This window comes from Actinomycetospora termitidis, from assembly GCF_030286555.1.
Taxonomy (GTDB): Bacteria; Actinomycetota; Actinomycetes; order Mycobacteriales; family Pseudonocardiaceae; genus Actinomycetospora; species Actinomycetospora termitidis.
In genome coordinates this window covers 69,843-83,394 of sequence record NZ_JASVWF010000006.1, presented here as the reverse complement: position 1 = coordinate 83,394, position 13,552 = coordinate 69,843, and the positions used below count along the sequence as shown (strand labels likewise).

The following is a 13,552-nucleotide window of genomic DNA, read 5'->3' as shown; positions in this document are numbered from 1 at the left end:
GCAGGTCACCGTGGGTGTGGATCGGGGTCGCCGTCGGCGTCCTCGTCCTGCTCGGCGGAGTGATCACGGCCGGCGTCGTGGCGGGCCGCGGCAGCCGGGCACCGGCACCGCCGCCGAGCACGCCGGTCGCCGCGCCCACCAGCAGCGCGCCGTACACCGTGTTCCCGACCCAACCGACCACGCCGTCGGCGAAGGGCTGGAACGTCAACACGATGTTCGGCACCGGGAACGGGACCTGCCGTCCGATCGAGCCGATCACCGGTGAGGTCGAGGCGATCTCGTGCGACCCCGGGACCGGGATCCTCACGTTCTACAGCCAGTACTCCGGGACCTCGGACCAGTTCCTGGCGTCCGCGAGGAACGGGTACAGCACGTTCACCTTCATCGCGGAGGATGCCTGTGCCGTCGACTACAAGGGCACGCTGACCGGCACGGACGGCCAGCCGTACCAGGACTACATCCGGATCTACAAGAACTCGCCGTTCTCGTGGACCGAGTCCTCGATCGTCGGCAAGGTCACCTGGCAGCAGATGGTCGACGCCCCGCTGACCATCGGGGACCGCACCGCACTGTGCGGGCAGTGACCCGTGCTGTCCACGCTGCTCTACGCGTTGGCCGGGCTCTGCCTGGCCGCCGCCGTGATCCTCTGGTGGACCGGCCGTCCGGAGCGCGTGGAGCGCCCCGGGACGGCACCCGGGCCGGGGTCGGCCCCGATCCCGGCCCCGGCTCCTCCCCGGTGGACGCCCCCGCCACCGCCGCCCGCGCGGGCTGTGGGACCGACTCCGGGACCGGCTCCCGCGCCGGCGCCGGTGGCCGCTCCGCCCCCGGTGCTCGTGCCCGACCGGCGCGCGGCCGAGGAGCGGCGCCGGCTCGTCGAGCTCTGCATCGACCTGAGCGACCGGCTCGCGGACGAGAACGCGGCCCTGGCGGGGCGGTTGCACCAGGGGCTCGCGGAGGTCGGCGTGCGCGTCGTCGAACCGGACGGCTCGGTCTTCGACCGCCGGGAGCACGACGCGCTCGACGTCGAGCCGGCGCCGTCGCCCCAGCAGGTCCGGACCGTCGCCAGCACGGCCCGGGCCGGCTTCGTCGACCGCGGTGAGGTCCTGCGCCGACCCGGCGTCGTCGTCTACACCTCGGAGGAGCCGTCGTGACGATCGAGATCGACCTGGCCACGGCCCGTGCCCCGCACGCGGTCACCCCCGAGGTCCTGGCTCTGGTGGCGGACGTCCGGGCCGCCGCGGCGGAGGACGGCGAGAACGGCCTGGTGGAGAACCTGGACCGGGAGCTCGCGCACGTCCGGGCCGGAGCGGCGCGCATCGTCGTCGTCGGGGAGAAGAAGCGCGGGAAGAGTTCGCTGATCAACGCCGTCATCGGGCGGCCCGGGCTCCTGCCCGTGGACGCCGACGTGGCGACCTCGGTCCACGTGGTCCTGCGCCACGGTCCCGTGCCGGGCGCGGTCGTGGTCGACGAGCAGTCCCCGGGTGGCCGGGAGGTCGGGCTGTCGGAGCTGTCCCGGTACGTCGGGGCCGAGCAGCAGGGCGTCTCGGAGGTGTCGGTGACGCTGCCGGAGGTGCCGGACGGGCTCGAGCTCGTCGACACCCCCGGGGTCGGCGGGCTCGTCGCCGGGCACGCCGAGCTCACCCTGGCCACCCTCGAGCGGGCCGACGCACTGCTGTTCGTCCTCGACGGGCAGAGCGAGATCACCGCGTCGGAGCTGACGTTCCTGGAGCGGGCCTCGGAACGGATCGCGACGGTGCTCATCGCCGTCACGAAGATCGACCGGTTCGTGGAGTGGCGCACGATCGTGACCCGCGACCTCGCCCGGGTCGCCGAGCACGCTCCGCGCTACTCCTCCGCGGCGTGGTTCCCGGTGTCGGCGAAGCTGAGCGACGCGGCGGCCCGGGCCGCGGCCGACCGACCCGACGTCGCGACCCGTCGTCGGGAGGCCAGCGGTATGGACCCGCTGGTCACACGCCTCCGGCAGGCCGCCGTGGACGCCGAGGGGCTGCGGCTGGCGAACCTGGTGCACCGGGTGGACCTCACCGTCCGGCGCCTGTGCCGGACCCAGGTCCGCCGGTCGATGTCGCTCACGCCCGATCCGGGGTTCGCGGCCCGCGTGAAGGTGGAACGGGAGGCGCTGACGGCGCTGCAGTCCCGCACCGCCAGCTGGCGCCAGACGCTCGCGGACCGTTCCGCGCGCATCGACCAGGGCCTGCGGACCGAGTTCGCCCGACGCGTGGAGGACCTGCGCAAGCAGTGCCACGACCGGATTGCCGCCGGCGGTGGGACCGTCCTCGCCGAGATCAGCGCCGACCTCCCCGCCCGCGTGCAGGCGGTGTGGGTCGACCTGGACACCCAGCTGCGCAAGGAGCTCCCCGGCCTCGTCGAAGCCGTGGCCGACACGATCGACACGAGCGGCATCCAGGTCCTGGACGGCGGCCCCCGAGCGGCTCCCGGCCGCCTGGCCGAGGACGAGCTCCCCGAGGCCGCCCGGGGTGCGGCGTCGATCTCGTTCGTCGAGCAGACGGTCATGTCGATGGGCCTGGGGTCGATGACGATGGGTCTACTCAGCCTGCTCGTCGCCGCCCCGGTCGGATTGGCCGCCGGTGCCGCTGTCGTCGGGATCTTCGCCTACCGCCGCCACCAGCGGGACAAGATCCTCCGGGACCGTGAGGACGCGCGTCGGCACGTCGCCGAGGTGACCGCGCGCATGACCACCGAGATCCCGCCGGCGCTCTCCGCCGCCGTCGCGCGGGCGCGCGAGGCGGTCTCGGCCGAGGTGGCCCGCGCGATCGTCGAGGAGAAGGAGCGCCTGAACGCCCGTCTCGCCGAGCACCAGAAGGCCCAAGCCGCCGAGGAGTCCGACGTCGCGAACCGGAAGAAGGCCTCGGACGCGACGCTGCGCAAGCGCTCCCAGATGCGCGAACGGGCGAGTCGACTCGCCGAGATCCTCGCTTGCCGCGACCAGGACGGAGGTACAGGGTCGTGATCGTGGAGGACGAACCCTGGGTCGACATGTCCGAATTCGAGGACGACGACCCGGAGGAGGGCGTGTCCGACGCCGAGCTCGGCATGCTGCGCGACGCCCTCGCCGTCGACCCCGCATCCGAGCCCTCCGACGCGCTGTGGGAGCACCTGGTCTCGTCGGCGATCTCCGGCTCGGCCGAGGAGGTCGGAGCACCCTCCGGCGAGCCGGAGTCCGAGCCGGTCGAGGACGAGGTCGCGGAGGATCCCGTCGTCGGGCACGAGCAGCCGTGGGACGCCGACCAAATCGGCGCCGAGGACGACGACCTCGGTCACCACGAGGTGTGGTCCGAGCACCACGACCACCACGGGGACGGGTCGTGAACCGTCCCTGGAGTCTGGCGATCGACTACGGGACCTCGTTCACCACGGCGGCCACCCGCGTCGAGGGCGGGCCGATCGAGGTCCTCGAGATCGGGTCGTCGCGCTACCTGCCGTCGATGGTCTGTCTCGGTCCCGACGGCGAGTTCCTGGTCGGCCGGGACGCCGTCAGCGAGGCGGTGCTCGACCCGACGCGGGCCGAGCGGTTGCCGAAGCGAGCGCTGGCGGCAGCTCCCGCGGTGCATCTCGGGGACGTCAACGTCGAGACGATCGACCTGGTCGGGGCGGTGCTCGCCCGGGTCTCCTTCGAGGCCCGGCGCCGACACGGTGGCCGGCCGCCGGACCGCGTCGTGCTGACCCATCCAGCCCGGTGGCAGTCCGGCGGTGTCGAACTGATCCGGCTGAGCGAGGCTGCATCGCGCGCCGGGCTCGGCCGCCCGGAACTGATCGCCGAGCCCGTCGCCGCCGCGCACCACTATGTGAACGTTTCCGGCGCCGACCTGCCCGTCGGGGGCGCCATCGGCGTGTACGACCTGGGCGGCGGCACGTTCGACACCGCGGTCCTCCGGCGGAGCCGGACCGGCTTCGAGCTCGCGGGCCCGCCGGGTGGGGATCTCAACCTCGGTGGCGAGGATCTGGACGCCGAACTGCTCACCCTCGTCTCCGACTACGCCGAGACCCACGACCCGCAACGGTGGAGCGACCTCTGGGGCCGCGACGACCTCGTCGCGTTGAAGGCCCGGACCCGCTTCCGCCAGGACATCACCGAGACCAAGGAGTCGCTCTCCTCCCGGCTCACGGCCGCGTTCCCGCTCCCGTGGTCCTCCGAGGCCATGCGGCTGACCCGGAGCGAGTACGAGCAGGCGGTCACCGAGATCCTCACCCGCAGCGTCGACGAGATGATCGACACCGTCATGCGGGCCGGCCTCACACCGCAGGGCCTCGCCGACCTCTACCTGACCGGCGGGTCCAGCCGGACGCCGCTCGTGACGACGCTGCTCGCCGCGAAGCTGCACCGCGTCCCGACGACGCTCGACGACCCGAAGGCCGTCGTCGTGCAGGGGGCGCTGCAGGTCGAGCCCGGCCGCGGGTCCGACGACCGTCCGGACGCCGCGCTCGTCGCCGCCGCCCACGAGCTGACGGTGCTCGCCGCCGCCGCGGGGGTGGGTGATCTGATCGGCGTGGTGAGCGTGGAGGGCCGCGGCGAACCCGTCGTGTACCTGCGGGGCGTGATCGAGGAGATCGGCCTGGGGATCGCGAAGCGCTTCGGGCCGTTCACCTCGCTTCCGCCGGAAGTGTCGCTGCAACTGTTGCGGGAGGGCCGGTCGGAACTGGGGGAACTGGGCCGGTCGTTGTCGCGGCTGGATCTGGTGGCCAACCGGCTGCCGGAGGTGGCTGCGCCCGCCTCGGCGCCGCGAGGGGTCCGCTGGGGCTGATCCGCCGTCGCCTGTCGGCGCGCTAGGTCCACGAATGCCGTGTGTGGTGCACAGGATTCCTGTGCACCACACACGGCCTTTCCATGCCTATCGTCGCCGAGGCCGAGTGGGCGCCCACCGGACGGCGGCGCTCTCGCCCCGCCGGGTGGACGACCACTCGGCGAGGACGGCGACGGCCGTCGTCGTTTCCCGCCGATTCGCGGGAACATTCGTGGAGGTCGGGAACGTCCAACGCGGGTCACGAACAATCGACCCGTCGAGGAGTTCCTCATGTCCGTTCCGACCGCCGTCTCCCGCCCGTCCGCCGTGAAGACCGCCGTCATCCTCTGGTACACCTTCGTAGGCTTGGCAGTGCTCTCGTTGATCATCACCGTGGTCACGAACGACTCGCCGCGGAGCGTGGCATCGCTCGGCGCGCTGGTGCTGGCCCTCGTCGCGGGCTGCACGAACAAGTTCCGCGAGGGAGCGAACTGGGCCCGCATCGTCCTGACGGTCTTCGGGGCGCTCAACATCGTCGCGAATGTCGGGTCGCTGGCGATGCTCCTCAGCTCCGGCGGTGTCAGCGAGGTGCCGGCCAGTGCCCTGATCCTCAGCACTCTGCTGCCGATCGTCGTGATCGCGGCTCTCGCCTTCTCCTACCGGCGCGAAGCGAACGAGTTCTTCGCCGCGGTGAAGGCATCGCACGCCTGAGTCCCGACGACGATCCGGAGAAGGAGCACCGATGGGTGCGGTCCTGCACCACCCGTGTTGCAGTTGTTCGCGGATGGGGGGAACGCGCATCTCGAGTTACCGCGAGAGCATCGGCGCGCTGATCCTGCGATTCCACCGCCGGGTCGAGGGGCCGCTCTGCGACCCGTGTCGGTCCCGCTACTTCTGGACCTTCACCGGGGTGTCCTCGCTGTTCGGCTGGCTGGGCATCATCTCGTTCTGCTACACGCTGTTCGTGCTACCCAGCAACATCGTGCAGCAGGTGAAGGAGCGTGGCGGAGTCGCTTCGGCATCCCACTCGCCGTACTGCTTCCGGTGCGGCTACCCGGGCCTGGGCTCGGCCCCGCCGCCCGCTCGCCTCGTCGCGGCCGGCGTCATCGGCGGCATCGTCGTGCTGTTCCTGCTGTTCGGCCTCGCGTCGGACCTCGCGTCCGGACGGGTCGCGGCCGCCGTCGTTCTGCTGGTCCTGCTCGTCGTCGTCTCCCTCTCCCCCGTCGGGCTCGTGTTCACGCTGGTGCAGCAGTACCGGCGGTGCACGAGGTGCGGCAACGAGCAACGGTGATCGGTCGCAGGACGCGGCTGTCGGCACACCGGCGGGCGGCGAGCGCGCCGTACGGCGAGCGCGCCGGCCTCGGGGTGCTGCTCGAGCAGGTCTCCGACGACCGACGGGCCTCCCGGCGAGCGCTCGTCAAACTCGCGTGTGCGTGGCTCCTGGGCAGCGCATTCGTCGTCGTCGGCCTTCTCTGGCCCGAGAGCAGCTACCGCTGGGCCGCCCTCTTCATCTTGCCGGGGATCGGCCTCCTGCTGTCCGGCCTCGTCTGTTCCACCTCGTGGCTCGGCGACTGGTTCCGTGCCGGGAGTCGCAATGAGGTCCTGCTTGCAGGGATCGGTCGCATGATGCGCGCAGCGACCCTGCCCAGTCGGGACGTGCACCAGGCAGGACCGCGGACCGTGGTCCTCGCCGGACGAGGTGGCACCGAGATACTCGTCTACGCGGAGAAGAACTGGATCGAGCGCCCGTGGAGCGCGTCGATTCTCACCGTGGCACTGCAGAACCACTACCAGGAACTCGAGCCGATGGACCGGGTCGAGGAGCACCAGACGTGGGTCGCCGACGTGCTGGACGACTTCGAATGGATCGCCACCATTCGTCCCGGGCGCGACCGCACGGCCGTGCTGAGCACACCCGGCGACGGCAGGACGTGGATGCTCAGTCCGGAGGCCGTGTGGCCGAGCGAAGGCCCCGTGCCGACGTCCGATCCCGGTGCCGCGCTCGACGACAACCGAATCGATGGCGGTCGGTACCGGCCGCTCACCGTCGACGGGCGGGTCCTCTTCTGGAGTGACGCCGGCGTGGTCGACTGCCTCGGCGAACTGTACGACTTCGGTCTGCTCGGGTCGTTGTACTACTTCTTGCCGCTCGATTCGGTGCACCGGAACGCGAACGAGGTCTTCTCGCTCCCGGGACACCTGTCCGTCGAGGCGATCGGGTTCGTCCTCTGGCGCAACTTCTGGGTCCGCTACCTTCTGCGCCCTCCCGTAGCGCTCCTGCACGATGACGAGCAGGACCGACCGCGCGTGCCGAGGTTCGACCCGTCGTGATGGCCGCGGGGCCCCGGGTCTCGGACCCGTCGGTCCTGGGAGTTCCCGTGACACTAGGGCCATGACTGCCGTGCGTGGTGCGCAGAAAACCTGAGCACCACACACGGCTCTCGATGACCTAGCGACCGTGGTCGCGACTTCGCCCCGGCGTCGCACCGTCCATCGGACAAGGACAGGCCGAAGTCGCCGCGCTCGTTAGCAAGCTGAACCGCGTGATCGGCGTGCTCGAGCGCTGACAGCTCGACAGATTGTGGTTGACGTAGACGCTGCTGGCCGGTTCGTCTCCCCTCTCGCAGCCGCGCCGTGCGGTGTTGATCTGCATGGCATGAGCACGGACCTTGCGCCAGTGGCGACAGGTCAGCCGGTCTTCGCGTTGAACCACGACAGGTCGTCCTCCGCGAAGAAGCGCCGCAGGGTCGGTCCGCAGCGGAGGTCGTCGACTCCTCGGAGCTCGTCCCGTTTGCGGGTGGGGTCCTCCGTCGTGGACAGCCCCAGGGCCGGCCAGTGGCCCTTGTGTGGCGGCGCGGTGCGGCCCGTCGGGTCGATCGGGCGCTCGTCGAGCACCCGGAGCGAGCGGCGTGCTTGACGAAGCCCCTCGCTGCCCAACCCGTCTTTCCACCAACGTGCTCGCTGCATCTCGAGACGGACGGCGCCCAGGAACCGGCCCTCGAAGAACTTCTCCAGCAGCACGATCTCCTGGAGGTAGTCGAGCAGCGGGCCGTGCGCAGCCAGGAACTCGTCGAACCTCAACGGGATCATGTCGGTGCGTATCGCCCACTCGAGGTCCAGGACGAAGAAGTCCGTGGTGAGCCCGACGCCGGGGAGCAGAGTCGGATCGCCGCTCTGGCGAACGACACCGTGTGCATCGCGGGCAACCTCGAACCGGGCCGCGGCCAGGCGCAGATCGTCCGCGGCCATCTCGTCGAGGAGATCCCGCAGGACCTCGGGACGGTAGAGCCAGCAGTCCCCGGCGAGACAGACGACGAAACGGGGAACGGGATCGAGAGAGCGAAGGGCCGACGTCCCCGCGTCGATGAGCGAGGCCGCGCCGGTGAAGTGGCTCTCCGCCGGCAGTGGCTTGACGGTGTGGTCCTCGAGGTACGGCTCCCAATGGTGCGGACCATTGTCCGCGTGGACGAGGACGACGTCGAGGTACGGCGCCCAGAGCGACCGGATGATCTCCATGTTCGCTCGCGTGTGATCCAGCGCGTCGTGCGTGCTGATGACCACTCCGATCCGGTGCCTGCTCATGAGGCGTCCAAGCGATCGGCTGCGGCCAGGAGGGCATCTGTCACCGAGTCGCGCGGGCCGGCGTCATCACCCCGTTCGTCCTTGATGATCTCGCGGACACCCGCCTCCATGATCAGTTCCAGACCGAGCAGGGTCCGCGCGCGCTCCGGATCGAGGCCCCGCTCCTCGGTCAGCCAACGACCGAGTTCGCGCTCCGCGCCATCCGCACCGCCCACCCGGGCGCACCAGCGGGCCGCATCGAACTCGGCAGGACCGAAGTAGCCGCAGGTATCGAGGATGTGCAGCGAGTCGCGCGACTCCATCAGGTTGACCGGCGACAGGTCGCCGTGCAGGCAGGTCGGAAGGTCCGAGCTCATCGTGGTCCGCGCTCGACCGAGGATGTCCCGGGGCACTCGGTAACCATGCGCCTCCGCGGCTGATGTGACCGCGGCCAGGTGCTTCTCCAGCGCACTTGCGAGGTCGACGGGACCGGACAGGTCATGGGCGTCGACCGAGTGGGCCGTGGACATCGTGCGCGCCAGGCGCCTGGTCAGCAGGGGCCCCCGTTCGCGGGCGGGGGGGCTCCCGGACAAGACCGACATCAGGAGCCAGCTCACGGGCTCGTCGCCGCTCGACCGAATCTCGGGCGTCGGCACGCCCGCCGCACACCACCTGGCCTGGACCGCGGCCTCAGCCGGACGCAGACGTCCGTACACCTTGAGCACCACCGGAGTCCCGGTCTCGTCCGCGAGTTGCAGCAGGAACTGCGGCTTCCCGGTACCCGGCGTCAGGTCGCGTACCGGCCCGTAGAGACTCCGATGGTCGATGATCGCGTCCAGAGCGTCCGCTGCACGCCGTACTTCGTCGCTCTCGTGGCCGTACGGACCCCCCGCGACCCGGGCGTCGACCCTCGTGATCTGACCGTTCCGTAATTCGTCCGGGACGATTGACGAACTCATAGCAAATCCTCACCGGTCGTCGCGAAGGGCCCAGGTCCACGAGTCAGCGGTATTGTCCTCGAGCAGGTCGAGGCGGGAGTCCCACCCGCTCAAGACGGCGAGCCGGTCGAGAACCTCCCGAGTCGCATCCACCCAGACGTCGACCATGCTGTCGACGTCGTCCGCCGCAGCGTGCAGGGTGCCGTCGAAGCGCTCGTCCCCCGTGAGAGGACGGACCGCGCCGTCCTCGAACGAGTAGACCGCCCACGTCGTCGGGACATGATCAACAGTCACCTCGATCGTCGGGAGCTCCCTGCTCGTCCTGGCATCGATCAGGCGCTCGAGACTCGCCTCCCACGCCTCGAGCTTCAGGAGCTCGCTCCGGGCCTCGACCTGTTGGGCCTTGAGGACCCTGCGCTCGGTCACGCCCAGCTCCCGGCCCGCCTCCAGGTCCACGATGTCGTCGGAGGACGCGGGAACACCTGTCGTCCGACTCGGGCGACGTGCGCTGTTGAGTTCCGCGGCTGCCAGCCGCCACGCGGCCATCCGGCGCCAGCGCGGGCCGAGACGGGTGACGACGACGACGGCCTCGGTCGTCTCGACCGTCCGCCGGAGCGCCACTTCGTCGAGCAGGGCCGCTTCGAGCGAGAGCCACCAGGCACCGGGAGCGTTTCCGCCCATCAGCAGCTGGAGGATGAGCTGGAGCGTGAACGCGGCATCGCGGGTGGCCGTGGCGCTGAGGAACGGACCACGCTCGTCGAGCCTGCCGACGGCCTGGCTCCGCCCGACCGCGCGGACGACCTCGTCGGCTCGGAGATGGCCCGCCCCCAACGCCCGGGCGAGAAGACCGGCGATCGGTGCGCTCCCGCCGTAGGGATTCGTGACAACGAGTCCGACGCGCGGGTCCCGGGCGAGGGCGGCTTCGCCGCGCGACGTGACCAACGAGCTCCGACGCGGGAGTCGTGATCCGCTGAGTGCCGGGCAGATCAACGTCCCGACCACGACGAGTCGGACTCCGCGTGATCGCAGGTCGGCATCAGGTTGCAGCCCGCCGTGCTCCCACTTGCAGGAGACGGACTCCCGCACGAGAAGAGCATCGACCTGCGCTCTCACCGAACGCCGCTGCTCCTCCTCGTCACCGTTCGCGAGAGGGAGTGCGTGCACGAGAATCTGGTAGGCGTAGGGCTCTGCCGACACGGCACCGCGTGCGACGCCGATGACGGTGGTGGCCGCGACGTCGTCGAGGCTCTCAACCAGCTCGGCGATTCGGTGCCGTTGGGTGCTGGTCGACGTCAACGAGCTGGGACGGGCCAGCGCATGGGCCGTCACCTCCCTGAGGAACACTCCGGCTGCATCGAGCGTCTCGCGCGCCACGGGCTCGTCGTCGTTCGTGATCCCCGTCTGCGGTGCGCCGAGCGAGAGCGCACGCAGGGTCGACGAGTTGCGGTCGAGCAGCTCGGCAACCCGTTCCTGGACCGCCGGCCGCTGCGCCGTGAATCGGAACTCCCGTGCGCTGCGCGACGGCGCCCTCCCCTCACTCTGCGCCTCGAGCCCGAGGAACCAGCCGGCCACGGTCGCGCGCGCCACGCCCAACTCGCGGGAAACCGCTTCCCGGCTCAGCCCGCGAGCGTTGGCCCACTCGGCGAGGAGCACGAGGACGGGGTCCGGCGTCGGTGGCGCCATCTCTTCCTCCCGTTGGGCCGTTCGGTCGGTATCCAATTCCGAGCCGACCGATCTAGACTTCTCCGCAATCCGTCGCAGCGCGACGCAGCGCGACGACACAACACTACATGCTGCTACGGCAGCGTTGGAACCGGGGGACGTCAGATGAAGCTGCTCATGGAGGTCGCCACTCTCGGACGGATCGTCGCCTTCTTCCTCCTCCTCGGGTTCGTCGTCGGGCTGGCCGTGTCCTGCTCCGGGGCCGACGCCGGGCCGACGGTCACCGCCGTCGATTCGTCCTGGACGGCCATTCCAGGGCGCGGGGCCCTCACGGGCGCTGTGGTCGCACACGGATGGGTCGTGGGGGCCACACCTCCCTCGTCCCTACCCGCGCCTTCGATTGCTTGATCGACTCGCGTGAGGAGAACCGGGGCCTCCTCGCGACACCACGGCTCGCGCCCATCCGCCGCGGGTCCCACCGCCGGACCGGACCGACAGAAGACGAACGGGAGCTACACATCATGATCAGGCCGGCCATTCCACGTCGACTCCTCATTACCCTCGCGGGGCTGACCCTGCTCCTGCTCGCGACCGGGGCCTTCACCGCGGCGCCTGCCGCCATCGCCGTGCCGGGCCCGCTGCGCGTTCAGGTCGCGCCCGACGTGGACCGCAGCTACCCGGGGTGCCCTCTCCTACGCGAGGGGCAGCGTCACGAGTGTGTCGCCCGGCTCCAGCGGGACCTGACCGCGGAGCACCCCGAGTACGACCTCCCCGGCACGACGCTCTTCGGGCCCGCTACCCGCACGGCCGTGTTGGACTTCCAAGGTCGTCACGACCTCCCGGCCGACGGCAACGTCGGCGCCGAGACCGCGGACCTCCTCGTCGACCTCGTACCGGAGGAGACGACCTCGTCGGCTTCCGCTCCGACGTCCTCGGCCGACGACCAGGCCACCGACGGGCGGCGGCCGGAGTGCTCGGTGCCGCGGCCGGATCCTTCCGAGGGGGCCCGCGCCGAGGAGGAATGGGCCGTCGACCAGTACGTGCACGGTTGCACCGACGCCGGCTCGGGCAAGGCCTGGTACACGACGAACTTCGGGAACGTCTCGAACAGCTACTACTTCAGTCCGGGGGCGACGAGGCAGTTCGACGCCTGGCTCGACGAGCACCGCAATCTCGACAGCCAGACCGGCATCGGCTCCTTCGCACTGTGCACGTCGCTGAAGAGCCTGCCGTGCGAGGTGCTCGGTCTCTCGGCATCGGTGATGTTCAACGACGTCAAGAACGCCACCGAGGACGCAGTGGACCGCGGCAGCTGCCTCAAGGTCACCGACCACGCCGAACTCTGGACGACGGCCGAGGCCACCGCCGTCGACAACAAGTACTGCCGCACGCTGCAGTGACCTCGCGCTCGGGCGCCTGTCCCGTAACGGGCCCGCGCCCGAGGCCCGGTCCGTGAACCCGCGCGGGTTGAGCACCGCTTCCCATCTCCACTCGTTCGGCCCACGCGGCGGACCTCGTCGTTGATCACGCTGAGCCGTGATCGGAGGGCAACGGATGGCCGAGCGGAGCCGCGTCAGGGGGCCGGCCGTCGTCCTGCTGCTCAGCACGGCCACAGCGGGTGCGCTCAACGTGCTGTCCAACTCGATCCCGACGTCCGCGCCGTGGATCACGGTGATCGTCCTCGTCGTCCTGCTGGCCCTGGGCTATGTGGTCGAGCGCCGGCGCACGAGTCCGGCGAGTTCGGGCACCTCGCTCGAGGAGGCCGAGGCCGAGGCCGCAGCGACCTCCCGATCACGGCAGGCCTACGAGGAGGGGCTGGGCCCCGACCACCCGCGGACGGTCGAGGCTCGTCGTCGTCAGGAGGAGGCCGAGGCGGACCGAGACGCCCTGGCCCGCTCGCTGGCCTCGGCCGAGCCCGCGCCCCGGCCGGAACCCGACCCGGGGCCCGCAACGCCGGGATGGGTGCTCGGGCGGGAGCTCCGGATCTTCCGAGCCGTCGGCATCATCGCGTTGCTCGTCCCCTGGGCGATCGTCCTGGCAGACCGCATGTCCAGCGTCGAGGCGCCCCGGACGTCGCTCAGCCAGTTCCACGGCGGGTTCGCACGGGACGTCGTGGTCGTCGCACTGGTCGCGATCGGGGTCCTCCTGATGACGATCCAGCTCGACGTGTGGATCGTGCGCGCCACGCGAATCATGGGCCTGGCCGCCGTCGCCGCGGCCGTCACTGCGCCGAGCGGCGCGACCGACCCGACCCTGTCCGCGCTCACGAGCATCCTGCACGCCATCGCGCTCGGGTTCACGATCTACGGCAGCGCTGGACTCGTCTTCTTCTTCAGCCTCGGAGTGCGCTCCCTCCGGCGTCGTCGCGCCTACGCGATCCTGACGGGCGCCATCGTCGGGAGCCTCCTGCTCACCACCGTCGCCGTCCTTCTCGGCGGCGACACCCTGGGCGCGACGTTCTGGGGCGAAACGATCTGGCTGACCGCGCTCGGCGTCGCCTGCCTCATGAAGAGCCAGACGGTCCCGGCCGCGCCCGACGAGCCCGCGATCAGCGCGTGAACGTGTCCCCTCGGATCCTCGTGTCCTGACGCGACGCGTCACGTGCTTCGCCCGGCCGTCATGAAAGCCGGG

Annotated in this window: 13 protein-coding genes; 10 read left to right on the top strand and 3 right to left on the bottom strand. The window is 70.8% G+C overall.

From position 1 onward, the window contains the following. Positions 1–14: 14 nt before the first annotated feature. The 8 genes from QRT03_RS23455 (at position 15) to QRT03_RS23420 (ending at position 7,091) form a co-directional block, all read left to right on the top strand. Positions 15–584, top strand: coding sequence for a hypothetical protein (locus QRT03_RS23455; protein WP_286055507.1), 570 nt, complete (start codon positions 15–17; stop codon positions 582–584). Positions 585–587: 3 nt separating this feature from the next. Then, positions 588–1,151, top strand: coding sequence for a nucleotide exchange factor GrpE (gene grpE / locus QRT03_RS23450; protein ID WP_286055506.1), 564 nt, complete (start codon positions 588–590; stop codon positions 1,149–1,151). Beyond that, a complete protein-coding gene (locus QRT03_RS23445; RefSeq protein ID WP_286055505.1) occupies positions 1,148–2,989 on the top strand; it encodes a dynamin family protein in 1,842 nt (613 codons plus the stop codon). The genes grpE and QRT03_RS23445 overlap by 4 nt, the downstream gene beginning before the upstream one ends. Positions 2,990–3,015: 26 nt before the next feature. Beyond that, a complete protein-coding gene (locus tag QRT03_RS23440; RefSeq protein WP_286055504.1) occupies positions 3,016–3,348 on the top strand; it encodes a hypothetical protein in 333 nt (110 codons plus the stop codon). Beyond that, positions 3,345–4,781 carry an Hsp70 family protein gene (locus tag QRT03_RS23435; RefSeq protein WP_286055503.1) on the top strand — a complete coding sequence of 479 codons (1,437 nt, stop codon included), beginning with the start codon at positions 3,345–3,347 and terminating at the stop codon, positions 4,779–4,781. The genes QRT03_RS23440 and QRT03_RS23435 overlap by 4 nt, the downstream gene beginning before the upstream one ends. Positions 4,782–5,051: 270 nt before the next feature. Continuing rightward, entirely contained in the window at positions 5,052–5,471 is a 420-nt protein-coding gene (locus QRT03_RS23430) for a hypothetical protein (RefSeq protein WP_286055502.1), read from the top strand. Between the two features lie 73 nt (positions 5,472–5,544). Beyond that, positions 5,545–6,051 carry a hypothetical protein gene (locus QRT03_RS23425; protein WP_286055501.1) on the top strand — a complete coding sequence of 169 codons (507 nt, stop codon included), beginning with the start codon at positions 5,545–5,547 and terminating at the stop codon, positions 6,049–6,051. Further along, complete coding sequence (locus QRT03_RS23420) at positions 6,021–7,091, top strand: hypothetical protein (RefSeq protein ID WP_286055500.1); 1,071 nt, start codon at positions 6,021–6,023, stop codon at positions 7,089–7,091. The genes QRT03_RS23425 and QRT03_RS23420 overlap by 31 nt, the downstream gene beginning before the upstream one ends. A 357-nt stretch (positions 7,092–7,448) precedes the next feature. On the opposite strand, the gene QRT03_RS23415 is transcribed toward QRT03_RS23420, so the two are convergent. The 3 genes from QRT03_RS23415 to QRT03_RS23405 all read right to left on the bottom strand — a co-directional run bounded on the left by QRT03_RS23415 (position 7,449) and on the right by QRT03_RS23405 (position 11,272). Then, positions 7,449–8,276: a hypothetical protein gene (locus QRT03_RS23415; protein ID WP_286055499.1), complete on the bottom strand. Its 828-nt coding sequence runs from the start codon at positions 8,274–8,276 to the stop codon at positions 7,449–7,451. 62 nt (positions 8,277–8,338) lie between these two features. Next, positions 8,339–9,280 (bottom strand): phosphotransferase family protein, encoded by a 942-nt coding sequence (locus tag QRT03_RS23410; RefSeq protein ID WP_286055498.1) that lies wholly within the window; start codon positions 9,278–9,280, stop codon positions 8,339–8,341. Between the two features lie 9 nt (positions 9,281–9,289). Next, positions 9,290–11,272 (bottom strand): hypothetical protein, encoded by a 1,983-nt coding sequence (locus tag QRT03_RS23405; RefSeq protein WP_286055497.1) that lies wholly within the window; start codon positions 11,270–11,272, stop codon positions 9,290–9,292. 170 nt (positions 11,273–11,442) lie between these two features. Here QRT03_RS23405 and QRT03_RS23400 point away from each other — a divergent pair, with 170 nt between their 5' ends. Both QRT03_RS23400 and QRT03_RS23395 read left to right on the top strand, forming a co-directional pair. Next, complete coding sequence (locus QRT03_RS23400) at positions 11,443–12,321, top strand: peptidoglycan-binding domain-containing protein (protein WP_286055496.1); 879 nt, start codon at positions 11,443–11,445, stop codon at positions 12,319–12,321. A gap of 154 nt (positions 12,322–12,475) precedes the next feature. Beyond that, positions 12,476–13,480, top strand: coding sequence for a hypothetical protein (locus QRT03_RS23395; RefSeq protein WP_286055495.1), 1,005 nt, complete (start codon positions 12,476–12,478; stop codon positions 13,478–13,480). The last annotated feature ends 72 nt before the right edge of the window (positions 13,481–13,552 follow it).